Source organism: Rathayibacter sp. AY2B5, assembly GCF_002931645.1.
GTDB lineage: Bacteria > Actinomycetota > Actinomycetes > Actinomycetales > Microbacteriaceae > Rathayibacter.
In genome coordinates this window covers 172,934-197,757 of the sequence record NZ_PSUE01000001.1, presented here as the reverse complement: position 1 = coordinate 197,757, position 24,824 = coordinate 172,934, and the positions used below count along the sequence as shown (strand labels likewise).

The window sequence follows — 24,824 nt, the reverse complement described above, 5'->3', positions numbered from 1 at the left end:
GGGCGGGTGTCGCCGCGGCTCGCCGGCGGGACGGCCGGAGGAGGGGCGACGCGTGTCGCGGCTCACCGGCTGGCGTGAGGGGAGACATTCCGACGAGCATACCCGTGCGGGAGTCGGGAGTCCCGGGAGGAGCACCGCGCCGGGCGGGCGCGCGGCACGATCACGGCGGGGTCCAGTCCGATCCGGCGACGGCCCAGCAGATCGAGATCCAGACGATCTGGCCGCCGATCCCGAGCAGGACCAGCGCGACCCGGAAGACCGGCGAGCGCGGCACCGCCAGCGCTCCGACGAGCGGGAACATCGGGCCCAGCAGCCGGAAGGTGCTCGACTGCGGGAAGAAGAACGCCAGCAGGTAGACGCCGTACCCGGCGACCCAGGCCCGGCTGAAGAGATCGAGCCGCCGTGTCCACGGTGCGGCGAGGATCCCGACGAACGCAGCCAGGAGGAGCACCACCAGCACGACGCCGACGGCCGGGGCCCCGAACCACCACGAGCCCCACCAGGCGCCGCCCTGGAACCACGGGGTCAGCGGGAGCAGCTCCTGGTAGCCGATGTAGACCGCACGCCACGCCAGCTCGGTGTCGGTGTAAGCGGTCATCGACCCGGTGACGGCCCACGCCACGGCGGGCCAGAGGAAGCCGACCACGAGCCCCCACGCCGTCAGGCCCACGGCCGGCAGCCACTCCGACCGCGGGAACGGCTCCGTGCGGCGCCGGACGAACCGGTAGACGACGTACAGGCCGAGCGCGGCGGCGAAGGCGAGCCCGCTCGGCCGGGTCAGGCCCAGCAGCAGCACGACGGGCACGACCGCGAGCCAGCGCCGCCGCACCAGGAGGAGGAGCGTGACCGCGGTCAGGAGCATCGCCATCGACTCCGCGTAGGCGAGCTGCATCAGCGGCGAGGTCGGCGCCACGCAGAACAGCAGCACCGCCGTCAGCGACTGCGACTCGCCGAGGGAGTGCCGGAAGAGGCGGTACAGGACGAGGCAGGCTCCGGCTCCGCACAGGACGGAGACGGTCACGGCGGCCGGAGCCCAGGTGAGGCCGGTGAGCGCCATCAGCGCCTTCACGACGCCCGGGTAGAGCGGCATGAAGGCCCAGGCGTTCTCCCCCACGTGGCCGTCCTGCGTGATCGGCAGGAAGCCGGGATACCCGGTGGCCGCGATGATCTCGTACCAGCGGCCGTCCCACATCGACGCGAAGGCCGAGTAGGACGGGGAGGGTCCGGTCCACGGGTTCGCGAGCTGGTGCGCGGCGAACTGCAGCAGGATCACCGTCGTGACCACGCGGGTCGCGATGTACACCAGGAGGACGCGCGCCCACCACGGGACCAGGCGCAGGCGGAGGCGGACGGGGACGGCCGTGGCGGTCGCGCTCACGAGGACGCGGTCAGCCAGCGGCGGAGGCCCTCGGTGCACTCGGTGATCTCGTGCACCGCCACGCGCTCGTCGTCGGCGTGGGCCCGGAGCGGGTCGCCCGGTCCGTAGTTGACAGCCGGGATGCCCATGGCGGAGAACCGCGCGACGTCGGTCCAGCCGTACTTGGGCTTCGCCTCGGCTCCGACGGCCGCGAGGAAGGCCTGGGCCAGAGGTGCGTCCAGCCCCGGGCGGGCGCCCTCGGCCAGATCGTCCACCGTCACCTCGAACCCCTCGAAGAGCTCCTCGAGGTGGGCGAGCGCCTCCTCCCCGGACCGGTCGGGGGCGAAGCGGTAGTTGACCTGCACAGTGCAGAGGTCCGGGATCACGTTGCCCGCGACCCCGCCGGTGACGCGCACGGCGTTGACGCCCTCGCGGTACACGAGGCCCTCGACCTCGACCTCGCGCGGCACGTAGGCGGCGAGGCGGTCGAGGATCGGCGCGGCCGCGTGGATCGCGTTCTCGCCGACCCAGCTGCGGGCGGAGTGGGCGCGGACGCCGCGGGTGACCACGTCGACCCGGAGCGTCCCGTTGCAGCCGCCCTCCACTGCTCCGCTCGTCGGCTCGCCGAGCACGGCGAAGTCGGCGGAGAAGAGGTCGGGGCGGTGCCGGGAGAGACGGCCGAGGCCGTTAAGGTCCGCTGCGACCTCCTCGTTGTCGTACCACATCCAGGTGATGTCGACGGCCGGATCGGAGAGCTCGGCGGCGAGGACGAGCTGCACCGCCACTCCGGCCTTCATGTCGACGGTCCCGCGGCCGACCAGGTGCTCGACGCCGTCGATCGTCTCGGCGACGACGGGCAGGTTGCCGTTGACCGGCACCGTGTCGAGGTGCCCGGCGATCACGACGCGCTGGGCGAGGCCGAGGTTCGTCCGCGCCACGACGGTGTGGCCGTCGCGGATGACCTCGAGGTGGTCGTACTGCTCGAGCGCCCACTGCACCGCGTCCGCGATCTCGAGCTCGTCGCCCGAGACGGACGGGATGTCGCAGAGGATCCGCGTCAGGGCGACCGGATCGGTGCGCAGATCGAGCGGAGGGGCGGTGGTCGGATCGGCCATGCGCCCCAGGGTAGCGGCCGGACGCTCCGCGCTACCCTGATCGGCATGACCCTCGAGCACTCCGCAGACTCCTCCGCGCCCGCCTCCGCCTGGGGATACGGGCTCGCCACCGTGGCCGCCGACGGCACCGTCCTCGACACCTGGTTCCCGGAGCCGCGCCTCGGCACCATCCCGGCCGGCCGCGACCCCTGGATCGTGCCGGCGGAGTTCGAGGAGCAGGCCGGCGAGGATCCGCGCCGCGAGGTCCGCATCGACGTGGTCACGCTGCAGATCGACGTGCAGGCGCCGCCCGCCTCCACGTCCGACGCCTACCTGCGGCTGCACCTGCTCTCGCACCTCCTGGTTCGCCCGAACGAGGTGAACCTCGACGGCGTCTTCGCCCACCTGCCGAACGTGGTGTGGACGAACGCCGGTCCGGTCTCGCCGGAGTCGTTCACCCGCCTGCGGCCCTCGCTCCGGCGCCACGGCATCCAGGCCACCGGCATCGACAAGTTCCCGCGGCTGACCGACTACGTCACCCCCGCGAAGGTGCGCATCGCGGACACCTCGCGCGTCCGCCTCGGCGCGCACCTGGCACCCGGCACGACGGTGATGCACGAGGGCTTCGTCAACTTCAACGCCGGGACTCTCGGCAGCTCGATGGTCGAGGGGCGCATCTCGCAGGGCGTCGTGGTCGGCGACGGCTCGGACATCGGCGGCGGCGCCTCCATCATGGGCACCCTCTCGGGCGGAGGAGTGCAGCGCGTCTCGATCGGCGCGCGGGCGCTGCTGGGTGCGAACTCGGGCATCGGCATCTCCCTCGGCGACGACACCGTCGTCGAGGCCGGCCTCTACGTGACCGCCGGCACCAAGGTCGTCGTGGTCGGCGGAGCGCCGCGCGCCGACGGCGCCCCGCAGACCGTGAAGGCCGTGCAGCTCTCGGGCGTGCCGAACCTGCTCTTCCGCCGCAACTCACTCACCGGAGCGGTCGAGGTCCTCCCCCGCACCGGCGCCGGCATCGAGCTGAACGCCGCCCTGCACGCCTGAGGACGGGCGTCCCGCGCCGCCGGGCCCAGCAGGCGGCACCCCGGGACGAACCGTGCTGATCGAGTCCGCGGCGACCACGCCGCTCTGCGTCCCGCCTCGAAGAAGCGGTTCGAGCCTCGGACGGCCGACGAGAGGCGGGTGCGCCGCACGGCGAGAGCCCGCCCCCGGCGGGGACGGGCTCTCGGGGACCGGTCAGCGGTCGGTCGGCCAGTGGCGCTCGGGCGAGCCCATGTAGAGCTGCTGCGGGCGGCCGATCTTGGTCTGCTTGTCGGTGTTCATCTCGCGCCAGTGGGCGATCCAGCCGGGCAGGCGGCCGATCGCGAAGAGCACGGTGAACATCCGGGTCGGGAAGCCCATCGCCTTGTAGATGACGCCCGTGTAGAAGTCGACGTTCGGGTAGAGGCGCCGCTCCTTGAAGTAGTCGTCCTCGAGAGCGAGGGCCTCGAGCTCCATCGCGATGTCGAGCAGCGGGTCCTTCACGCCGAGGGCCTGCAGGACCTCGGAGGCGCTCTCCTTGACCAGCTTCGCGCGCGGGTCGTAGTTCTTGTACACCCGGTGGCCGAAGCCCATCAGGCGCACGCCCTCCTCCTTGTTCTTCACCCGCTCGACGAACGTCGACACGCTCTCGCCCGACTCGCGGATCCGGCCGAGCATGGTGAGCACCGCCTCGTTCGCTCCGCCGTGCAGAGGGCCGAACAGGGCGTTGATGCCGGCCGAGACGGAGGCGTAGAGGTTCGCCTCGGTGGAGCCGACGAGGCGGACGGTCGACGTCGACGCGTTCTGCTCGTGGTCCTCGTGGAGGATCAGGAGGCGGTCGAGCGCCTTCGAGAGCACCGGGTCGACCTGGTACTGCTCGGCCATCGTGCCGAAGTTGAGGCGGAGGAAGTTGTCGACGAAGCTCAGCGAGTTGTCCGGGTAGAGGAACGCCTGGCCGATCGCCTTCTTGTGGGCGTACGCCGCCATCACGGGCAGCTTCGCCAGGAGGCGGATCGTGGTGAGCTCCACAGCCTCCGGATCCTTCGGGTTGGAGCTGTCCTCGTAGTACGTCGACAGGGCCGAGACTCCGGCCGAGAGCACCGACATGGGGTGCGCGCTGTGCGGGAGCGCGTCGAAGAAGCGCTTGAGGTCCTCGTGGAGGAGCGTGTGGCGGCGGATGCGCTCGTCGAAGCCCGCGAGCTCGTCGGCCGTCGGCAGCTCGCCGTAGATGAGGAGCCAGGCCACCTCGAGGTAGGTCGCGTTGGTGGCCACCTCCTCGATCGGGTAGCCGCGGTAGCGGAGGATCCCCTGGTCGCCGTCGATGTAGGTGATCTGCGACTTGGTCGCCGCCGTGTTCACGAAGCCGTAGTCGAGCGACATGAAGCCGGTCTGCTTCGACAGGGTCGAGAAGTCGATGCTCGAGGAGCCGTCGACGCTGCGCAGGACCGGGAAGTCCGCGGTGCGGTCGCCGAAGGTGAGCGTGACCTTCTCGGGGAGCTCCTGCTCCGCCGGCGCGGGAGGCGATGTCGTGGCGCTCCCGGTCGCGGGCTCCGTGGAGCCCACCGTCGCGGTTCCGTCGCTCTGCGTGCCGGATTCGGTCACAACGCCTCCCAGGTCGTCGCGGTCGCACCCCGGAAGCGCTCGCGCGGAGCGGGCGGCGCCGGGTCTGGATCGTGGTGCAGCCGGGGCCTCGCGAGGCGCCGTCGACCGAACCACATACAGCCTATGGGCAAAGCGGGGGCACTGTGACATCGCCCAGCGCTGGGGCCGGGTCCTTGTCGGAACCCGCCAGGATCGGCCGGGTCGAGCGCCTCAGAGGCCGCCGGACAGGCGCTCGACGGCCGCGTCGATCCGCTCGTCGGAGGCCGTCAGCGAGAGGCGCACGTGCTCGGGGAAGCCCTCCCCGTAGAAGACGCCGGGGCCCGCGAGGACGCCGAGGCGGGCGAGCCGGTCGATGGACTCCCAGGCCGCGCGGCCCTCGGTCGCCCACAGGTAGAGGCCGGCCTCGCTGCGGTCGATCCGGAAGCCCGCGGACTCGAGGGCGGGCCGGAGGCGGTCGCGGCGGGAACGGTAGCGCTCCTTCTGCGCGGCGACGTGCTCGTCGTCGGCGAGGGCGACGATCATCGCCTCCTGCAGCGGACCGGGCACGATCATGCCCGCGTGCTTGCGGACGGTCACCAGGCGCGCGATCAGGGCCGCGTCCCCGGCGACGAAGGCGGCGCGGTAGCCGGCGAGGTTCGACTGCTTGCTCAGCGAGTAGACGCCGAGGACCCCGGTGCGGTCCTCCCCCACCACGCGCGGGTCGAGGACGCTCGGGATCGGCTCGTCGGCCCAGCGGCCGTCCCAGCCGAGCTCGGCGTAGCACTCGTCCCCCGCGATCACGGCCCCCAGCTCACGGGCACGCGCGACGGCGCGCTGCAGGGCGGGCACGTCGAGCACGGCGCCATCGGGGTTGCCGGGAGAGTTGAGCCAGACCAGGCGGGTCGTCGCGGGCCATTCGGCCGGGTCGTCGGAGGCGAGCGCCTCGGCGCCGGCGATCGCCGCGCCCATCGCGTACGTCGGGTAGGCGGCGCGCGGATGCACGACCACGTCCCCCTCCCCGAGTCCGAGGAGGAAGGGCAGCCAGGCGACGAGCTCCTTGGAGCCGATCGTCGGCAGGACCTCGTCGATCCCGAGGCCCTCGACTCCGCGCCGCCGCGCGTACCAGGCGGCGATCGCCTCGCGCAGAGCGGGGGTGCCCACGGTCGTGGGGTACGCGTGCGAGTCCGTCGCGCGGGCGAGCGCGTCGCGGATCGGGGCGGGCGTCGGGTCCACCGGCGAGCCGATCGACAGGTCGACGATCCCGCCGGGGTGCTCCGCCGCCGTGCGGGCGAAGGGCGCCATCAGGTCCCAGGGGTAGTCGGGCAGCGCGCCGAGGGCCACGGGAGCGGCCTCAGTGGCTCTGCGGAGGCAGCGCCGCGATGACCGGGTGGTCCTTCGCGATCACGCCGACCTTGGCGGCTCCACCCGGGGAGCCGATCTCGTCGAAGAACTCGACGTTGGCCTTGTAGTAGTCGGACCACTCCTCGGGGAGGTCGTCCTCGTAGTAGATCGCCTCGACGGGGCAGACCGGCTCGCAGGCACCGCAGTCCACGCACTCGTCCGGGTGGATGTAGAGCGAGCGCTCGCCTTCGTAGATGCAGTCGACCGGGCACTCGTCGATGCAGGCGCGGTCTTTGACATCGACGCACGGAAGTGCGATCACGTAGGTCACGGTGCTCCAGGTCCCTTCGAACAGTGTGTCTATCGTACGGGGGCCGACGGGGCGTCGGCGTCCGCGGGCCGCGGGGCGGCGGCGGGAGCGGCCGCCCGCAGCCGCGGCCAGGCGATCACGACGAGGGCGATGAGGGCGGGGAGGAAGGTCCAGGCCACGCCGAGGCCGTTCGCCGGGACGAGGACGGATCCGCCGGCGCTGCGCAGGGCGAGCAGCCCGATCATCCCGAGCAGGCCCATCGCGGTGCAGAACGCGACGAACCGGTCGATGAGCACGAGGCGCAGCCCGAGCAGGAGCAGCAGCACGCCGGCGAGGGAGGCGGCGAGGCCGACCGGGAGGACGACACCGCCGACCGACACGGTGCTCTGATGGGCGACGGTCGTGATCGCTCCGACCACCGCGCCGACCAGGACTCCGGCGACGCCCGACAGCACGCGCGATCCCAGCGTCGGACGCTCCTCCGGCAGCGGCGCCGGACGCCCCGCCTGCGCGACCGGGCGGAAGCGCTCGATGCGGCCGATGGGGAACGGCGGACCGCTCGAGAGCCGGGCCTCGTCGCCCTCGACCACCAGCTGCGTCGCGTGCGCCTCGAGGGCCGCGCGCTTGCGGGCGTGGTCCTCGGCGGACAGCTCGATCACGACGTCCCCGGGGAGGGGCGGGGCCGCGTCGGGGAGGACGGCGAGGAAGCGCAGGCCCAGGCGCTCGGCGGCGCGCTCGGCGACCCGGGCGGTACGGACGTGGTCCGGGTGGCCGTAGCCGCCACCCGCGTCGTAGGACAGCACGACGCCCGCGTCGACCTGCCGGAGGACGGCGACGAGATCCGCCACCTCCTCGTCCTCGGGCGCGGCGGTGAAGGACGCGGGATGCACCGGCTCGAGCGGCACCGGGACGCGGCCTGTGCCCCACTGCATGCCGGAGTCCCGGTAGACGCGCGGAGCGAGGCCGGGTGCGCGGGCGCCCGCCTCGCCGAGGAAGCGGTGGTCGGCGACGCCGAGGGCCGTCAGGGCGACGACGAGCTCGGTCGTCCGGTGCGCGGCCAGCTCGGCCGAGCCCTCGAGCGGAGCGAGGTCCTCGGGGATGACCTCGCCGCACTCGCCCCGCGTGGCGGTGACGACGGTCACGGAGGCGCCCTGTGCCACCAGCCGCGCCAGGGTTCCGCCCATGGTGATCGTCTCGTCGTCGGGGTGGGCGTGCACCGCCACCACCCGCTCCGCTGCTGCGTCCCGGCCCGCGTCCACTCTCCGCCTCTCGTCCTGCGCGGCCTCCGCTGCGGGCGCTTCTGGACAGCGACCGGGCAGCGGACTACAGTCGACCCGGGTTAGGCAAGGCTTACCGAACAACGGAGGCCCGCCGACCGGATCGACTCGGGGCGGGAGTCGCCCCCTCCTCGTCCACCATCGACCAAGAGAACACGCGTGCTCGCAAACTACCTCATCGGCCTCCGCGAAGGCCTCGAAGCCGGCCTCGTCGTCGGCATCCTCGTGGCCTACCTGACCAAGCTCGGCCGGCGCGACGTGCTGCCGCGGCTCTGGACCGGTATCGCCGCCGCGATCGCGATCTCACTCGTCACCGGTGCGATCCTCACCTGGGGCCCCTCGACCCTGTCGTTCCAGGCTCAGGAGCTCATCGGCGGCGGCCTCTCGATCCTCGCGGTCGGCCTGGTCACCTGGATGATCTTCTGGATGGGCGCGAACGCCCGCAGCATGAAGGGCGACCTCGAGTCCCGGCTCGACGGCGCCGTCGCGGGTTCGGCCCTCGGCATCGTGGTCCTCGGCTTCATCAGCGTCGGCCGCGAGGGCATCGAGACGGCGCTCTTCGTCTGGGCGAGCGTGTCCTCGAGCACTGCGGGGTCGGGATCCAGCGCGTGGGTCGGCACGGTCGGCGCGATGCTGGGCATCCTCAGCTCGGTCGTCATCGCGTACCTGATCTTCCGGGGCTTCGTCCGGATCGACCTCGGGCGCTTCTTCACCTGGACGGGCGGCTTCCTCATCCTTGTCGCGGCCGGCGTCCTCTCCTACGGCGTCGGCGACCTGCAGGAGGCGTCGCTCCTGCCCGGCTGGGGCACCCCGCTGTTCTCGCTCGGCCCGATCCTCCCGCCGCCCGTGACCGCCGTGGTCGGCGGCCTCTTCAACTACACGCCCGAGCCGACCGCTCTGCAGTTCGCCGCCTGGCTGCTCTACCTCGTCGTCGTCGGCGCCCTGTTCGTCCGCCAGGTCCGCCTGCGCGGTCCGCGACGGGGCAGCGCGGCCCCGGTCGCCGCTCCCGCTCCCACCTCCGTCTGACCCGCTCCGGCACCGCCGGCGCACTCGCCCCGATCCAGGAGAAGCATGTCCTCGCGCGCTCGTCCCACCCTCCCCCGCGTCACCCTCGGCCTCGCCGGCGCCGGCGCCCTGGCGCTGATCCTCACGGGCTGCGTGCCGAACACCCCCGCGTCCTCCTCCTCCGCCGCGCTCGACGTCGCGATCAGGGACGACGCCTGCGAGGTGTCGACGGCGACCGCCGAGGCGGGAGCGGTGACGTTCTCACTGACCAACGGCGGCTCGGACGTCAACGAGTTCGAGATCCTGGCCGAGGACAAGCTGCGGATCGTGGGCGAGAAGGAGAACGTGACCCCGGGCCAGAGCGTCTCCTACGTCGCTCAGCTCGAGCCGGGCACCTACTACACCGCCTGCAAGTTCCAGCAGGTCGGCGCCCCGGTCGGGCTGAGCGAGTTCACCGTGACCGGTGAGGCCACCGCGCAGTCGGCGGATGAGAAGGCGGCGACGGAGGCGGCGGTCACCAACTACGTGGCGTACGTGAAGTCGCAGGTGGGCGAGCTGCTCCCCGCGGTGGCCGAGTTCGCGCAGGCCTACGAGGCCGGCGACGACGAGAAGGCGCGCGGCCTCTTCGCGTCGACCCGCGTCTTCTACGAGCGGATCGAGCCGACCGCGGAGGCGTTCGGCGACCTCGACCCGCGCATCGACTACCGCGAGGTCGACGCCGTCGCCGAGGGCCTGGACTGGACCGGCTTCCACCGCATCGAGAAGGACCTGTGGGCCCCCGCGGAGGGTGCGCTCAACTCCGACGGCACGAGCGCGCTCCTCGACTGGGCGCCCTCCACCCCCGAGCAGCGCGCGCAGTTCGGCCAGGGCCTCGTCGACGACGTGCAGAGCCTGGCCGACCTCGTGAACGCGCCCGGCTTCACCGTCTCGGTGGGCGACATCTCCAACGGCGCCATCGGCCTGCTCGACGAGGTCGCGGCCGGCAAGATCACGGGCGAGGAGGACTGGTGGTCGAGCACTGACCTCACCGACTTCGCCGCGAACGTCCAGGGCGCGGAGGTGGCGTTCGGCAACGTCGAGCCGATCGCGACCGCCAGCGGCGACGAGGGCGCCGACCTCACCGGACGGATCACGCAGCGGTTCTCCGAGCTCGACGCCCTGCTCGCGCAGTACGGCTCGATCGACTCCGGCTTCGCCGCGTACTCCACCGTCACCGCGGAGCAGAAGAAGGAGCTCTCGGACGCGGTCAACGCTCTCTCCGAGCCGCTCTCGCAGCTGACCCACACGGTGCTGGGCGTCGAGGAGCCGGCCGCGTAGTGGGCGCCGAGCAGCACGAGGGAGCCCGGCCGACGGATTCCGAGCAGCCCGCCGACGAGCCCCGCCGCCTCTCGCGGCGCGGGCTGCTCGGCCTCGTCTCGGCGGGGACGGCCGGGCTGGCCGCCGGAGTGGGCGGCACGGTGGCCGTCACATCGTCCGCGAGCGCGACGGCCTCCTCCGCCCCGCGCACCGTGCCGTTCTTCGGCGCGAACCAGGCGGGCATCACCACCGCCGCGCAGGACCGGCTGCACTTCGCCGCGTTCGACCTCGCCGCGGGCACCACGCGCGAGGACCTCGTCGAGCTCCTGAAGGACTGGACGCTCGCCGCCTCCCGGATGACCCAGGGCCTCGAGGTCGGCGAGAACGGCGCGGTGGACGGGCCGGACACGGCTCCCCCGGAGGACACCGGAGAGGCGCTCGGGCTCGACGCCGCGTCCCTCACCGTCACGGTCGGCTTCGGACCCACCCTCTTCACGGACGAGTCCGGCGCCGACCGCTTCGGCCTCGCCGACCGCCGGCCTCCGCAGCTGCAGGCCCTGCCCCGCTTCCGCGGCGACGCGCTCGTCCCCTCGGCCGGCGGCGGCGACTTGTGCATCCAGGCCTGCGCCGACGATCCGCAGGTCGCCGTGCACGCCATCCGCAACCTGAGCCGGATCGCGTTCGGCCGGGCCTCGCTCCGCTGGTCTCAGCTCGGCTTCGGCCGCACCTCCTCGACGTCCACCGCCCAGGCGACTCCGCGCAACCTCTTCGGCTTCAAGGACGGCACGGCGAACGTGAAGTCCGAGGAGGCCGACGCCGTCCAGGAGCACGTCTGGGTCCCCTCCTCCGACGGCCCCGCGTGGATGGTCGGCGGCAGCTACCTGGTCGCGCGGAAGATCCGGATGATCATCGAGACGTGGGACCGCAGCCAGCTGGGCGAGCAGGAGCGGGTCATCGGCCGCAGCAAGGGGTCCGGAGCGCCGCTCTCGGGCGGCACGGAGTCCACCGAGCCGGACTTCGCAGCGGCCGGCGCCACCGGTGCCCCGCTGATCGATCAGGAGTCGCACGTGCGCCTCGCGCATCCGAGCGTGAACAACGGAGTGCGGCTCCTGCGCCGCGGCTACAACTTCGTCGACGGCAACGACGAGCTCGGACGCCTGAACGCGGGGCTGTTCTTCCTCTCGTTCCAGCGCTCCCCGGAGCAGTTCGTCACCGTGCAGCGGAACCTCGCGACGGACGCACTGAACGAGTACGTGAAGCACGTCGGCTCGGCCGTGTTCGCGGTGCCGCCCGGTGCCCGCGACGAGACCGACTTCCTCGGCTCCGGCCTCTTCGCCTGATCCCTGAGAGGACCCGCACTCCGTCCCAGGATCCGGCGGGCTCACTCCACGGCGCGCCGAAGCCTCCGACCGTAGCGTCGTCGGCGATGTCCGGGAACAGTGCGAGAAGCGGCCTGACCAAGCGCGAGCGCCAGGAGCTCGCCCGAGCGCAGGCGCGGGAGCGCCGCGAAGCCGAGAGGCGCCGGCGGCGCCGGAACCGGCTGCTCGGGCAGGGCGGAGCGGTCGTCGGGCTCCTCGCGGTCGTGGCCCTGGTCTGCTGGAACGTCTGGTCGCAGCAGGAGGTCGCGAGCGCCGGCCCGGCGAACATGCTCAGCGACGGCATCGTCCTCGCGGGCGACGGCTCGGCCGTGACGGCGACGACGAGCGCGGCGATCGCTCCGGGAGCATCCCCCGTCCCGACCGATGAGAGCGCCACGCGGGCGGGCGGAGTCGTCGCCGTCGACCTCTACGTCGACTACCTCTGCCCGTACTGCGGGCAGTTCGAGAAGGCGAACGCCGAGCAGCTGCAGTCTTGGCTGACGAAGGGGGCGATCACGCTCGAGATCCACCCGGTGGCGATCCTCGACTCCTCCTCGGCCGGCTCCGAGTACTCCAGCCGGGCCGCGAACGCCGCGGCGTGCGTCGCCGACGAGGATCCAAACCGCTTCCTCGCCGTGAACGCGGCGCTCTTCGCGCAGCAGCCGGCGGAGGGGACGACGGGCCTCGACGACGACGCTCTGCGGGCGCTGGTGACCGGAGCGGGCGTCACCGACGACGACGTCCTCGCCTGCATGACCGGGGGCGAGTTCCGGCCCTGGGTGAAGGCCGCGACCGAGCGGGCCACCTCGCTCCCCCTCGCGAACTCCTCGCTGCCGAAGCTGGAGTCGACGCCCACCGTGCTGGTGAACGGCGAGCAGTACACGGGGAAGCCGGACGACGCGGCGGCGTTCGTCTCCTTCGTCACCTCGACGCTCGAGGCGGAGTCCTCGACCCCCTCTCCCTCTCCGAGTCCGGCGGGCTGATCCGGACCGCGAGGGACGGGATCGGCGCTGCACGCTGCAGCACCGGGGCGGAGACGACGAGACCGGCCGGAGCATCGCTCCGGCCGGTCTCGTCGTGGGCGGGCGCCGAGGCGCCCGGGGCTCAGCCCTGCTTCTTGAGGCGGCTCGTCATGCGCGCGCGGGCGTTCGCATCGAGCTCCACCTTGCGGATGCGGACGACCTCGGGGGTGACCTCGACGCACTCGTCCTCGCGGGCGAACTCGAGGCACTCCTCGAGCGTCAGCTGACGCGACGGCGTCATCGACTCGAAGGTGTCGGAGGTGGACTGACGCATGTTGGTCAGCTTCTTCTCCTTGGTGATGTTGACGTCCATGTCGTCGTTGCGCGAGTTCTCGCCGATCACCATGCCCTCGTAGACCTCCTCGGTGGGGTTCACGAAGAAGGTCATCCGCTCCTGGAGCGCGATGATGGCGAACGGGGTCACGACTCCGTTGCGGTCCGCGACGATCGACCCGTTGTTGCGGGTGACGATCGCGCCGGCCCACGGCTCGTAGCCGTGCAGGATCGCGTTCGCGATGCCGGTGCCGCGGGTGGTGGTGAGGAACTCGGTGCGGAAGCCGATCAGGCCGCGCGACGGGACGATGAACTCCATGCGGACCCAGCCGGTGCCGTGGTTCGACATGCCGTCCATGCGGCCCTTGCGGGCGGCGAGGAGCTGCGTGATCGCGCCGAGGTACTCCTCCGGAGCGTCGATCGTCAGGTGCTCGAAGGGCTCGTGCGTCTTGCCGTCGACCTGGCGGGTGACCACCTGGGGCTTGCCGACGGTCAGCTCGTAGCCCTCGCGGCGCATCTGCTCGACGAGGATGGCCAGCGCGAGCTCGCCGCGGCCCTGGACCTCCCACGAGTCGGGGCGTCCGATGTCGACGATCTTGAGCGACACGTTTCCGATGAGCTCGCGGTCGAGGCGGTCCTTGACCATGCGCGCCGTGAGCTTGTGGCCCTTCACCTTGCCGACGAGCGGCGAGGTGTTGGTGCCGATCGTCATCGAGATCGCCGGGTCGTCGACCGTGATGGCCGGCAGCGGGCGGATGTCCTCGGGGTCGGCGATGGTCTCGCCGATGGTGATCTCGGGGAAGCCCGCGATCGCGACGATGTCGCCGGGGCCCGCGGACTCGGCCGGGTAGCGGTCGAGCGCCTTGGTGATCAGCAGCTCGGTGATGCGCGCGTTGGTGTGGGTGCCGTCGTGGTGGACCCAGGCGACCGTCTGCCCCTTCTTGATCGTGCCGTTGAAGACGCGGAGGAGGGCGAGGCGGCCGAGGAACGGCGACGCGTCGAGGTTGGTGACGTGGGCCTGGAGGGGCGCGTCGTCGTCGTAGGTCGGCGCGGGGATGTGCTTGAGGATCGCCTCGAACAGCGGCTCCAGGTCCTCGGCGTCCGGCAGCGTGCCGTCCTCGGGCTTGTTCGCCGAGGCGCGGCCGGCCTTGCCGGAGGCGTAGACCACGGGGACGTCGAGGATCGCGTCGAGGTCGAGGTCCGGCACGTCGTCGGCCATGTCGGAGGCGAGGCCGAGGAGCAGGTCCTGGCTCTCGGCGACGACCTCGTCGATGCGCGCGTCGGGGCGGTCGGTCTTGTTGACCAGGAGGATGACGGGGAGCTTCGCCTCGAGCGCCTTGCGCAGCACGAAGCGGGTCTGGGGCAGCGGGCCCTCGGACGCGTCGACGAGGAGGCAGACGCCGTCGACCATCGACAGGCCGCGCTCGACCTCGCCGCCGAAGTCGGCGTGGCCCGGGGTGTCGATGACGTTGATGGTGATGGGACCGTCGCTCGCGTGCTTGCCGCTGTACGAGACAGCGGTGTTCTTCGCGAGGATCGTGATGCCCTTCTCGCGCTCGAGCTCGTTGGAGTCCATCGCGCGCTCGTCCACGTGGGCGTGCGCGTCGAAGGAGTTCGTCTGCTTGAGCATGGCGTCGACCAGCGTGGTCTTGCCATGGTCGACGTGGGCGACGATCGCGACGTTGCGCAGGTCGGAGCGGGTGGCACTTGCCATGGATACGGACTCGTCTCGTGTTCTCGTGCAAAAGGGGGACCATCCATCGTACCGCAGCGAGGCGTCCGCACGGCGAAGGGCCCCGGATCCCCGCTCCGGAGGGCTCCGAGGAGCGCTCCAGGCGGGGCCGGGGCCCTGGTGACGGTCGGTCAGACCGCGAACTCGATGCCGGCGCCGGGGATGGCGTCGAGCAGCTCGCGGGTGTACTCCTGCTGCGGCGAGTCGAACACGGTGTCCGTCGGGGCGTGCTCGACGATCCTGCCCTTCTGCATCACGCAGACGTCGTCGGCGATCACGCGGACCACCGCCAGGTCGTGCGTGATGAACAGGTAGGTCAGCCCGAGCTCGGCCTGCAGGTCGGCGAGGAGGCGGAGGATCTGCGCCTGGACGAGGACGTCCAGAGCCGACACGGCCTCGTCGAGCACCACGATCTCCGGCTTCAGCGCGAGCGCGCGGGCGATCGCCACGCGCTGGCGCTGGCCGCCGGAGAGCTCGTTCGGGTACCGGCTCGCGATCACGCGCGGGAGGGACACCTGGTCGAGCAGCTCGAGGACGCGCTCGCGCTGCGACGTCCGGTCGCCGACCTTGTGCACTCGCAGCGGCTCCGAGATGGTGTTGCCGATGTTGTGCAGCGGGTCGAGCGAGCCGTACGGGTCCTGGAACACCGGCTGCATGGAGCGCCGGAGCGCCAGCATGTCGCGGCCCTTGAGCTTCTCGGTCCGGCGACCGGCGATCGAGATCGCTCCGGACGTCGCCGTCTCGAGGCCCAGCACCAGGCGGGCGATCGTCGACTTGCCCGATCCGGACTCGCCCACGAGCGCCGTGGTGGTGCCCTTCGGGATCGAGAACGACACGTTGTCGACGGCGGTGAAGTCCTCGGCCTTCAGGCCGCCGCGGCGGATCTTGAAGACCTTCGTGAGGCCGTCGACCTCGATCATCGGGGCGCCCGAGGCGACCGCGCCGGCGTGGTGCGCGGCGCCCGCGCCGACCAGGTCGACCTCGCGCACGGCCTCCGACTCGCCGGAGACCGACTCCACGGCCCGGCCGGCCGTCGACTGGATGCGGCGCGACGCGAGGCTGGGCGCCGCCGCGATCAGGCGCTGCGTGTAGGGGTGCTGCGGGTTCTGCAGCACCTCCACCGAGGCGCCGGACTCGACGATGCGGCCCTTGTACATGACGATGAGCTTCTCGGCGCGCTCGGCGGCGAGGCCCAGGTCGTGCGTGATGAAGAGCAGCGCGGTGCCGTCGGTCTTCGTCAGCGTCTCGAGGTGGTCGAGGATCCGGCGCTGGACCGTGACGTCGAGCGCCGAGGTGGGCTCGTCGGCGATCAGCAGCTGGGGAGCCGCGGCCAGGCCGATGCCGATCAGCACGCGCTGGCGCATGCCGCCCGAGAACTGGTGCGGGAACTGCTTGAGGCGCTTCTCCGCGTCGGCGAGGCCCGCGTTCTGCAGGACCTCGATCGCCTTGGCGCGCACCTCCTTGCGACCGGTCGCGAGGCCGTTGGCCTTGATGGTCTCCTCGACCTGGAAGCCGACCGACCACACGGGGTTCAGGTTCGACATCGGGTCCTGCGGGACGTAGCCGATCCGGCGGCCGCGGATGTCCTCGAGCTCGGTCCTCGTCGCCTTCGCGAGGTCCTTGCCGTCGAACAGCACGGAGCCGGCGGTGACCTGGCCGGTGCCGGGGAGCAGGCCGATGATCGCGGCGGCGGTCGTCGACTTGCCGGAGCCCGACTCCCCCACGATCGCGACGGTCTGGCCGTGCTCGATCGTGAGGCTCACGCCGCGGAGGGCGGGGACCAGTCCGCTGCCGGTCTGGAAGCCGACCTCGAGGTCGGTGACCTCGAGCAGCGGCCCGTGCGGTGCGTTCGGTGTCGTGGCGGTCATCGGAGGGCCCTCGCCTTCGGGTCGAGCGCGTCGCGGAGCGATTCGCCGAGGAGGATGAAGCTCAGCACCGTGACCGTCAGGGCGATCGACGGGTAGATCAGCGTCTGCGGGTTGGTGCGCAGATCGCGCTGGGCCTGGCTGATGTCGTTGCCCCACGACATGACCGAGCCGGGAAGGCCGACGCCGAGGAACGACAGCGTCGCCTCCGCGGTGATGGCCGCGCCGAGCGAGATCGTCGTGACGACGATGACGGGAGCGATCGAGTTCGGCAGCACGTGCCGGAACAGGATCGCCATGCGGGAGAGGCCGGTCGCGGTGGCGGCGCCGACGAAGTCGGCCTGCTTCACGCGGAGGACCTCGGAGCGCAGGACGCGCGCCGTCGTCGGCCAGGCGAACGCGCCGATCGCCAGGGCGATGACGAACACGTTCCGGTAGGCCGAGAAGACGGACATGATGACGACCGCGGCGAGGATGTAGGGGATCGAGAAGAAGATGTCGCCGAGGCGCATGATCACGGTGTCGACCCAGCCGCCGAAGAAGCCGGCCAGAGCGCCGCCGATGACGCCGGAGACCGTCGTGATCACGATCACGATGAGGCCGACGGTCAGCGACGTGGACGTGCCGTGGATGATCCGCGAGAAGACGTCGCACCCCTGCTTGGTGTAGCCGAGCAGGCTGCCGTCGCCGGGGCCCTGGTTGCTGAACGAGAGCGCGCACTGGCGGGGGTCCACCGAGGTGAACAGGCCCGGGAACAGCGCGACGGCGATGATGACGAGGATCAGGACGCCCGAGATCCAGAACATGGGCCGCTTGCGCAGGTCGCGCCACGCGTCGGTCCAGAGGTTGCTGGGCTTCTCGTCGAGGCTGACGGCGTCGACCGACGCGATCGGCGTCTCCTCGAGCGGGGCCACGAAGTGGTCGATGCGGCGGGCCTTCTGCGCGCCGCCGGTGGACTCATTTGGCATAGCGGATCCTCGGGTCGAGTACGGCGTAGAGCAGGTCGACGAGGATGTTCACCACGAGGTAGAACAGCACCATGACCGTGACGAAGGAGACGACGGTCGGCCGCTCACCTCGGATGATCGCCTGATAGAGCGTGTTCCCGACTCCGGGAACGTTGAAGATGCCCTCGGTCACGGTCGCGCCGACGATCAGGAGGCCGAAGTCGGCTCCGAACTGCGTCGTGACCGGGATGAGCGAGTTGCGCAGGACGTGCACGGGGATGACGCGGCGTCGCGAGAGCCCCTTGCTGTACGCGGTGCGGACGAAGTCCGAGCCGGCCGTCTCGATGACCGAGCCGCGCGTGAGGCGGATGGCCGAGGCGACCACGAAGAGGGCGAGCACGATCGCGGGCAGCAGCAGCCTCTGGAACGACGCGTCGGCTCCGACGGTCGGAGGGAACCATCCCAGCTGGATCGCGAAGAAGGACTGCGCGATGAAGCAGAGCACGAAGATCGGCACCGACACGAGCAGGAGGCTGACGACCAGCGCGCTCGCGTCGAAGAAGCTGCCCTTGCGCAGACCGCTGATGAGACCGATGGTCAGCGCGACGACGATCTCGATGACGATCGCCATCATGGCGAGCGTCAGGGTGACCGGGAAGGTGCGGGCGAGGATCTCGTTGACGGACTGGCCGGAGAACGAGATGCCGAAGTCGCCGCGGACGACGCCTCCCAGGTAGTACAGGTACTGGACGAAGAAGGGCTCGTTCAGGTGGTACTGCTCCTCGAGGCGGGCGAGGAGTGCGGGGCTCGGCGTCTTGTCGCCGAAGAGCGACAGGAGCGGGTTCCCCGGCATGGAGAAGACCATGAAGTAGATGAGGAACGTGGTGCCGATGAGCACGGGGACGGCTTGCAGGATGCGTCGGACGATGTAGGCGAGCATGTCAGCCCAGCCGGTTCCGGAGTCGCATGGATGGGGACCTCATTCGATTGTGACCGAAACAGGGCGCTCCGCCCGTGCCGTGACCTGGTGGCCGACGGCACGGGCGAAGCGCCCCAGTGGTTCGAGCTTAGTTCTTGGTGATCTCGTAGTAGAGCGGCACCGAGTTCCAGCCGAACTCGACGTTCGACACGCCCTCGCCGTAGCCGCCGGTCACGTTCGCGTACCACAGGGGCAGCGACGGGAGGTCCTTCAGGAGGATCTCCTGGGCCTGCTGGAACGTCGTGTTCGCAGCGTCGGCGTCGGCGTCCGACAGGCCCTGCTGGAGCAGGGTGTCGAACTCGGGGTTCGAGTAGTCGCCGTCGTTGGACGAGGCGCCGGTCACGTAGAGCGGTCCGAGGAAGTTGTAGAGGCTCGGGTAGTCGGCCTGCCATCCGGTCCGGAACGCGGTCTCGATCGAGCGGTCGACGATCTTGGTGCGCGCCTCGGCGAAGGTCGGGTACGCGTCGCCCTCGGCGTCGATGCCCAACGTGTTCTTGATCGAGTTGGTCACCGCGTCGACCCAGCCCTGGTGGCCGCCGTCGGCGTTGTAGGCGATCTTGAAGGTGCCGTCCCAGGGGCTGATCGCGTCGGCCTGAGCCCACAGCGCCTTGGCCTCGTCGGGGTTGTATTCGAGCACGTCGGCGCCGGAGAGGGCGTCGCTGTAGCCGTCGATCACCGGGGAGGTGAAGTCGGAGGCCGGGGTGCGGGTGCCCTCGAAGATCACGTCGGTGATCTCCTTGCGGTCGAAGGACATCGAGATCGCCTGGCGGCGGAGCTGGCCCTCCTCGCCGTCGAAGTGCGGGAGACGGCCCGGGATGGTGAAGGACTGGAACACGGCCGAGGGCTGGTTCACGGCGCGGTCGCCGAGGTCGCTCTCGAAGGTGCCGAAGGCGGAGTCCGGGATCTGGTCGATCACGTCGACGTTGCCGCCGAGGAGGTCGGCGTAGGAGGCGTCCTGGGTGGCGTAGAAGACGATCTTCAGGCCGCCGTTCTGGGCCTCGCGGGGGCCGGTGTACTCGTCGTTCTTGACGAGCTCGATCTGGACGTCGTGCTGCCACGCGTCGTCGCCGTCGAGCTTGTACGGGCCGTTGCCGATCGGGTTCTCACCGAAGGCGGCCATGTCGTCGAACGCGGCGGCGGGCAGCGGGTAGTACGCCGAGTAGCCGAGGCTGATCGGGAAGTCCGACTGCGGGGACTTGAGCGCGACGGTGAAGGTGGTGTCGTCCACGGCCTTGAGGCCGGTGAGCTCGCTGTCCTCGGTGTCGCTGAAGCCCTCGAAGTTCGAGAAGAACGACGCGCTGAGCTGGTTGTTCGACAGCTTGGCGCCGTAGTTCCAGGCGTCGATGAACGAGCTGGAGGTGACCGGGTCGCCGTTCGTGAAGGTCAGGCCCGACTTGATTGTGATCGTGTAGTTCTGCGCGTCGTCCGACTCGATGGACTCGGCGACGTCGTTCTCGGGGGCGCCCTTGGCGTCGTAGTAGACCAGGCCCGCGAAGATCTCGTCGAGGATCTTGCCGCCGCCCACCTCGTTGGTGTTCGTCGGGATCAGCGGGTTCTGCGGCTCGGAGCCGTTCGTGGAGATGATCGCGGCGGCGTCGCCTCCCGATGCACCTCCGCCCGAGTCGTTCGAGCTGCTGCAGCCGGCCAGGACCAGCGTGCCCGCGGCGACGAGCGCTAGAGCCCCGAATCCGTAACGTCTGATGTTCACTATTCCTCCAGTGATGTGGGGGCGCGCGAGAAGTGGTTTCCCTGACGCGTGGAGTGCCGTGCGCGTGGCGACGGCGGCGGCGCACGAGACTGGTGGCCGTCGCGCGGATGCCTTCAACGAGACTATGTATTCGCCCGCTATCTGCACAAAAGCATGTGGCAACCGTTACACAGCGGTAACCGGGAGGTGGAATCCTTGCGCTGTTCTGCACGAAACGTGCGTACCGGGCGGCCGTCGCGCAACACATCGACTTCAGAGGAGACGCACGGAGTGTCCACCGACCTGTCAGGATCCGCGCCCGGACGGCGCCGGATCCGCATCGAGATCCTGCTGGTCCTCGGGCTCTCGCTGGGCGCCTCCGCGGTCTACTCGGTGGTCTCCATCGCCAACCGGCTCACCCGCTCGACCGCACTGGCCGACCAGACCGCGACGATCAACGGCGCCCTCAGCGACCGCCCGGGCTTCGACCTCGTCTACCAGCTGCTCGCGCTCTTCTTCGACCTGGTGCCGGTGGCCCTCTGCGCGTTCCTGCTCTGGCAGAGCTCGGGCCGTCCGCTCGGGCGCCTGGGGCTCGACCTGCGCCGGCCGTTCGCGGACCTGGGGACCGGGACCGTCCTCGCGGTGGCGATCGGCGCGCCGGGCATCGCGCTGTACGCCGTCGGACGCGCGCTGGGCATCACCGTGGCGGTGGTGGCCTCGCCGCTGGACGCGTACTGGTGGACGGTGCCGGTGCTCGTGCTCTCCGCGATCCGGGCGGGAGTGCAGGAGGAGGTCGTCGTGATCGGGTACCTCTTCGCCCGCCTGGGCGATCTGGGCTGGGGGCGGTGGCGGATCCTGGTGACCAGTGCGCTGCTCCGGGGCAGCTACCACCTGTACCAGGGCATCGGGCCCTTCATCGGGAACGTGGTCATGGGCCTGGTGTTCGGACTGTTCTACCAGCGCTTCGGCCGCACCCCGCCCCTGGTGATCGCCCACTCGATCATCGACATCGTCTCGTTCGTCGGGTACCCGCTGGCCGTCGCCCTCTGGCCCGAGCTGTTCGCGCCGCCGGCTCCGCGGACGTGACGTCGGACCGATCGCATCCGAGGAGCCGCAGGACCGCGCCGCGGCTCTCCACTGCCGCGGCCTGACGCCCGCACGGTGGAGCTGCTCGCTCGTCGCGACTCCGTCGAGCCCTGCCGGCACCTCCACCACGCGTTCCACACGGTCGGGCTCCCTCGTGCATCGGAGTCGCCGTGCGCCGTTCCCCCCGGATCGGGAGGACTGCGACCCACTCCGCGCCTGTGAGGGACCGACCGTGTCTGCAACCGAGGGTCGGAGAGCCGAGGACGGGCTCGGGGCTCCGTTCCTGCTCTCTCACCCTCGGTTGCGGACGAGCGCGTGCGGGCGGATCAGGCGAAGGCCTCGATGGGCGGGCAGGCGCAGACGAGGTTGCGGTCGCCGTAGGCCTGGTCGATCCGGCGGACCGGCGGCCAGTACTTGCCGCGCACCAGCGAGCGGACCGGGTAGACGGCCTCCTCGCGGCTGTACGGGTGCGTCCACTCCTCGGCCGTCAGGCACTCGGCGGTGTGCGGGGCGCCGCGCAGCGGGTTGTCGTCCACCGGCCACTCCCCCGCGCCGACGCGGTCGGCCTCGGCCCGGATCCCGATCATCGCGTCGATGAAGCGGTCGATCTCGGCGAGGTCCTCGCTCTCCGTCGGCTCGACCATCAGGGTCCCGGCGACGGGGAAGCTCATGGTCGGCGCGTGGAAGCCGTAGTCGACGAGGCGCTTGGCGACGTCGTCCACGGTCACTCCGCTCGCCGCCGTCAGCGGGCGGATGTCGAGGATGCACTCGTGGGCGACGAGCCCGTTGTCCCCCGTGTAGAGCACCGGGTAGTGCCCGCGGAGGCGCGCAGCGACGTAGTTGGCCGAGAGGACGGCCGCCCCGGTCGCGGCCCGCAGGCCCTCCTCGCCCATCATCCGGGCGTACGCCCACGAGATCGGCAGGATGCCGGGGCTGCCGTAGGGAGCTGCCGACACCGGTGCGCCGCCGTGGACGATCCGCTCGCCCTGCGTGCCCACGCCGTGCTCGAGCCGCTGCGCGAGCGGGTGGCCGGGCAGGAACGGCGCGAGGTGCGCCTTCGCGGCGACGGGACCGACGCCGGGACCGCCTCCGCCATGCGGGATGCAGAACGTCTTGTGCAGGTTGAGGTGCGAGACGTCGCCGCCGAAGTCTCCGAAGCGGGCGAAGCCGAGGAGTGCGTTGAGGTTCGCGCCGTCCACGTACACCTGTCCGCCGGCCTCGTGGATGAGGCGGCAGATCTCGGCGACCTCGTGCTCGTAGACGCCGTGGGTCGACGGGTAGGTGATCATCAGCGCGGCGAGGGAGCCCGCGTGCTCGGCGATCTTCGCCCGGAGGTCGTCCAGGTCGACGTTGCCGAGCTCGTCGCAGGCCACGACGACGACGCGCATGCCGGCGAGGACCGCGCTCGCGGCGTTGGTGCCGTGGGCGCTCGAGGGGATCAGGCAGACCGTGCGGTCCTCGTCGCCGTTCGACCGGTGCCAGCCGCGGATCGCCAGCAGGCCCGCGAGCTCGCCCTGCGAGCCGGCGTTGGGCTGGAGCGACACGGAGTCGTAGCCGGTGAGGTGGGCGAGCCACCCCTCCAGCTGGTCGATCAGCGCCAGGGAGCCCTGCACGTCCGCCTCGGGGGCGAACGGGTGCAGGTCCGCGAACTGGGGCCAGCTGACCGCCTCCATCTCGGTGGCGGCGTTGAGCTTCATGGTGCAGGAGCCGAGCGGGATCATGCCGCGGTCCAGCGCGTAGTCCGAGTCGGCGAGGCGCTTGAGGTAGCGCATCATCGAGGTCTCGCTGTGGTGGCTGCTGAAGACCGGGTGCACGAGGAACGGCGTGCGGCGGTCGAGCTCGGCGGGGATGCTCCGCGCGGAGCCGCTGAGGAAGCCGAACGACGAGTCCAGCTGCCCGACGGCGGTCGCGACGGCGATCACCTCGAGGTCGGTGACCGTCTCGTCGATCGACACCGAGACCGTGTCGGCGTCGACCAGGCGCACGTCGAAGCCGGCCTGGCGGGCGCGGGCGACCGCCGCCTCCGCGCCGCCGGGCACGACGACCGAGACGGTGTCGAAGAAGTCGGCGTGCCGGAGGGAGTGGCCCCGGTCGAGGAGGAGGCGCGCGAGGAGCGCGGCCCGGCCGTGCACGCGCTCGGCGATCGCGGCGAGCCCGTCCGGCCCGTGGTAGACCGCGTACATCGCCGCCATGACCGCCAGGAGGACCTGCGCGGTGCAGATGTTCGAGGTCGCCTTCTCGCGGCGGATGTGCTGCTCGCGGGCCTGGAGAGACAGGCGGTAGGCGGGGTGGCCGTCCGCGTCCTGGCTGACGCCGACGAGGCGGCCGGGCAGCTGGCGCTCGAGTCCCTTGCGGACGGCGAGGTAGCCGGCGTGCGGTCCTCCGAAGCCCAGCGGGACGCCGAAGCGCTGCGTGGTGCCGACCGCGACGTCCGCGCCGAGCTCGCCCGGCGAGCGCACCAGGGTCAGCGCGAGCAGGTCGGCGGCGACGACGGCCAGGCCGCCGTGGGCCTTCACCGCGGCGAGCACCGCCGACGGGTCCCAGAGGTGCCCGGACGCGCCGGGGTACTGCACGAGGGCGCCGAAGCACTCCGGCACCTCCTCCGCGGCGGTGCGCGAGAGCGGGAGCTCGACGATGCGGATGCCGACGGCCTCCGCCCGGCCGCGCAGCAGCGCGAGGGTCTGCGGGAGAGCGTCGGAGTCGACGACGAAGACGTCGGTGCGCGCCTTCGAGGCGCGGCGCGCGAGCAGCATCGCCTCGACGACGGCCGTCCCCTCGTCGAGCATCGACGCGCCGGCCGTGTCGAGGCCGGTGAGGTCGGAGACCATCGTCTGGAAGTTGATCAGCGCCTCCAGGCGCCCCTGCGAGATCTCGGGCTGGTACGGCGTGTAGGCCGTGTACCAGCTGGGGTTCTCGAGCACGTTGCGCTTGATCACGGCGGGGGTGTGCGTGCCGTAGTAGCCGAGGCCGATCATCGGCCGACGCACCGTGTTCCTCGCGGCGAGGGCGCGCAGCTCGGCGAGCGCCTCCGTCTCGGTGGCCGGAGCGGGCAGCACCTGCGGGAGGTCGCGGACGTGGATCGACTCGGGGACGGCGGCGGTGACGAGCTCCTCCACGGAGTCGTACCCGAGAGCCGCGAGCATGGTGCGCTGCGCGTCGGCGTCGGTCCCGATGTGGCGGGACTCGAAGGCGCCGGGGGTCCTGGTGGCCGCCATCTACTCGCCGACCAGCTCGGTGTAGGCGGCGGAGTCGAGGAGGCCGTCGGGCAGGGCGTCGAAGCGGACCCGGATCAGCCACCCCTCGCCGAACGGGTCGGAGTTGACGAGCTCGGGGCTGTCGACGACGGCCGTGTTGGCCTCGAGGACCTCGCCGTCGACGGGGGCGAACAGCTCGCCCACCGACTTGGTCGACTCGATCTCGCCGACGACGCTGCCGCCCTCGACGCGGGCTCCCGCCTCGGGGAGCTCGACGAAGACGACGTCGCCCAGCTTGTCCGCGGCGTAGGCGGTGATGCCGACGGTCGCGACCTCTCCGTCGACCCGGATCCACTCGTGGTCGGAGGTGTACTGCAGCTCGGTGGGCACGGCCATG

The 24,824-nt window shown here is 71.4% G+C and carries 19 protein-coding genes; 6 read left to right on the top strand and 13 right to left on the bottom strand.

Annotated elements, in window-relative coordinates; all coding sequences use genetic code 11:
* Window positions 1-160 precede the first annotated feature (160 nt).
* Both C5C30_RS00835 and dapE read right to left on the bottom strand, forming a co-directional pair.
* Window positions 161-1,378, bottom strand: a complete 1,218-nt coding sequence (locus C5C30_RS00835; protein ID WP_258065743.1) for a hypothetical protein — start codon at window positions 1,376-1,378, stop codon at window positions 161-163.
* Window positions 1,375-2,472 carry a succinyl-diaminopimelate desuccinylase gene (gene dapE / locus C5C30_RS00830; RefSeq protein WP_104272627.1) on the bottom strand — a complete coding sequence of 366 codons (1,098 nt, stop codon included), beginning with the start codon at window positions 2,470-2,472 and terminating at the stop codon, window positions 1,375-1,377. Before dapE ends, C5C30_RS00835 begins: the two co-directional genes overlap by 4 nt.
* A 45-nt stretch (window positions 2,473-2,517) precedes the next feature.
* On the opposite strand from dapE, the gene dapD reads away from it, so the two are divergent.
* Window positions 2,518-3,498 (top strand): 2,3,4,5-tetrahydropyridine-2,6-dicarboxylate N-succinyltransferase, encoded by a 981-nt coding sequence (gene dapD / locus C5C30_RS00825; RefSeq protein ID WP_104232738.1) that lies wholly within the window; start codon window positions 2,518-2,520, stop codon window positions 3,496-3,498.
* 192 nt (window positions 3,499-3,690) lie between these two features.
* Here the strand turns inward: dapD and C5C30_RS00820 are convergent, their stop codons facing one another.
* From C5C30_RS00820 to C5C30_RS00805, 4 genes are all read right to left on the bottom strand, one after another.
* Window positions 3,691-5,076 (bottom strand): citrate synthase, encoded by a 1,386-nt coding sequence (locus C5C30_RS00820; RefSeq protein WP_258065742.1) that lies wholly within the window; start codon window positions 5,074-5,076, stop codon window positions 3,691-3,693.
* Between the two features lie 210 nt (window positions 5,077-5,286).
* On the bottom strand, window positions 5,287-6,396 hold the full coding sequence (dapC, locus tag C5C30_RS00815; protein ID WP_104246606.1) for a succinyldiaminopimelate transaminase: 1,110 nt from the start codon (window positions 6,394-6,396) through the stop codon (window positions 5,287-5,289).
* 10 nt (window positions 6,397-6,406) lie between these two features.
* Window positions 6,407-6,727 (bottom strand): ferredoxin, encoded by a 321-nt coding sequence (fdxA, locus tag C5C30_RS00810; protein ID WP_104222984.1) that lies wholly within the window; start codon window positions 6,725-6,727, stop codon window positions 6,407-6,409.
* 29 nt (window positions 6,728-6,756) lie between these two features.
* Window positions 6,757-7,965 carry a PIG-L family deacetylase gene (locus tag C5C30_RS00805; RefSeq protein ID WP_146081459.1) on the bottom strand — a complete coding sequence of 403 codons (1,209 nt, stop codon included), beginning with the start codon at window positions 7,963-7,965 and terminating at the stop codon, window positions 6,757-6,759.
* Between the two features lie 177 nt (window positions 7,966-8,142).
* On the opposite strand from C5C30_RS00805, the gene efeU reads away from it, so the two are divergent.
* From efeU to C5C30_RS00785, 4 genes are all read left to right on the top strand, one after another.
* Window positions 8,143-9,009 carry an iron uptake transporter permease EfeU gene (gene efeU, locus C5C30_RS00800; RefSeq protein WP_104225548.1) on the top strand — a complete coding sequence of 289 codons (867 nt, stop codon included), beginning with the start codon at window positions 8,143-8,145 and terminating at the stop codon, window positions 9,007-9,009.
* Between the two features lie 45 nt (window positions 9,010-9,054).
* Window positions 9,055-10,305: an iron uptake system protein EfeO gene (gene efeO, locus C5C30_RS00795; RefSeq protein WP_104237549.1), complete on the top strand. Its 1,251-nt coding sequence runs from the start codon at window positions 9,055-9,057 to the stop codon at window positions 10,303-10,305.
* A complete protein-coding gene (efeB, locus tag C5C30_RS00790; RefSeq protein ID WP_104291539.1) occupies window positions 10,305-11,624 on the top strand; it encodes an iron uptake transporter deferrochelatase/peroxidase subunit in 1,320 nt (439 codons plus the stop codon). Before efeO ends, efeB begins: the two co-directional genes overlap by 1 nt.
* Before the next feature lie 86 nt (window positions 11,625-11,710).
* The gene (locus C5C30_RS00785) at window positions 11,711-12,625 is read left to right on the top strand and encodes a thioredoxin domain-containing protein (RefSeq protein WP_104291540.1); all 915 of its coding nucleotides are present in this window, start codon (window positions 11,711-11,713) and stop codon (window positions 12,623-12,625) included.
* A gap of 121 nt (window positions 12,626-12,746) precedes the next feature.
* Here the strand turns inward: C5C30_RS00785 and typA are convergent, their stop codons facing one another.
* The 5 genes from typA to C5C30_RS00760 all read right to left on the bottom strand — a co-directional run bounded on the left by typA (window position 12,747) and on the right by C5C30_RS00760 (window position 20,168).
* On the bottom strand, window positions 12,747-14,651 hold the full coding sequence (typA, locus tag C5C30_RS00780; RefSeq protein WP_104222978.1) for a translational GTPase TypA: 1,905 nt from the start codon (window positions 14,649-14,651) through the stop codon (window positions 12,747-12,749).
* A gap of 149 nt (window positions 14,652-14,800) precedes the next feature.
* The gene (locus C5C30_RS00775) at window positions 14,801-16,537 is read right to left on the bottom strand and encodes an ABC transporter ATP-binding protein (RefSeq protein WP_104260189.1); all 1,737 of its coding nucleotides are present in this window, start codon (window positions 16,535-16,537) and stop codon (window positions 14,801-14,803) included.
* The gene (locus C5C30_RS00770; RefSeq protein ID WP_104222976.1) at window positions 16,534-17,502 is read right to left on the bottom strand and encodes an ABC transporter permease; all 969 of its coding nucleotides are present in this window, start codon (window positions 17,500-17,502) and stop codon (window positions 16,534-16,536) included. The genes C5C30_RS00775 and C5C30_RS00770 overlap by 4 nt, the downstream gene beginning before the upstream one ends.
* On the bottom strand, window positions 17,492-18,421 hold the full coding sequence (locus C5C30_RS00765; RefSeq protein ID WP_104222975.1) for an ABC transporter permease: 930 nt from the start codon (window positions 18,419-18,421) through the stop codon (window positions 17,492-17,494). The genes C5C30_RS00770 and C5C30_RS00765 overlap by 11 nt, the downstream gene beginning before the upstream one ends.
* Window positions 18,422-18,548: 127 nt before the next feature.
* Window positions 18,549-20,168: an ABC transporter substrate-binding protein gene (locus tag C5C30_RS00760; protein ID WP_104332997.1), complete on the bottom strand. Its 1,620-nt coding sequence runs from the start codon at window positions 20,166-20,168 to the stop codon at window positions 18,549-18,551.
* A 270-nt stretch (window positions 20,169-20,438) separates the two neighbouring features.
* On the opposite strand from C5C30_RS00760, the gene C5C30_RS00755 reads away from it, so the two are divergent.
* Entirely contained in the window at window positions 20,439-21,233 is a 795-nt protein-coding gene (locus C5C30_RS00755; RefSeq protein ID WP_258065741.1) for a CPBP family intramembrane glutamic endopeptidase, read from the top strand.
* Window positions 21,234-21,559: 326 nt separating this feature from the next.
* On the opposite strand, the gene gcvP is transcribed toward C5C30_RS00755, so the two are convergent.
* The gene (gene gcvP, locus C5C30_RS00750; RefSeq protein WP_104332995.1) at window positions 21,560-24,448 is read right to left on the bottom strand and encodes an aminomethyl-transferring glycine dehydrogenase; all 2,889 of its coding nucleotides are present in this window, start codon (window positions 24,446-24,448) and stop codon (window positions 21,560-21,562) included.
* Window positions 24,449-24,823: a glycine cleavage system protein GcvH gene (gcvH, locus tag C5C30_RS00745; RefSeq protein WP_104237541.1), complete on the bottom strand. Its 375-nt coding sequence runs from the start codon at window positions 24,821-24,823 to the stop codon at window positions 24,449-24,451.
* Between the last annotated feature and the right edge of the window lies 1 nt (window position 24,824).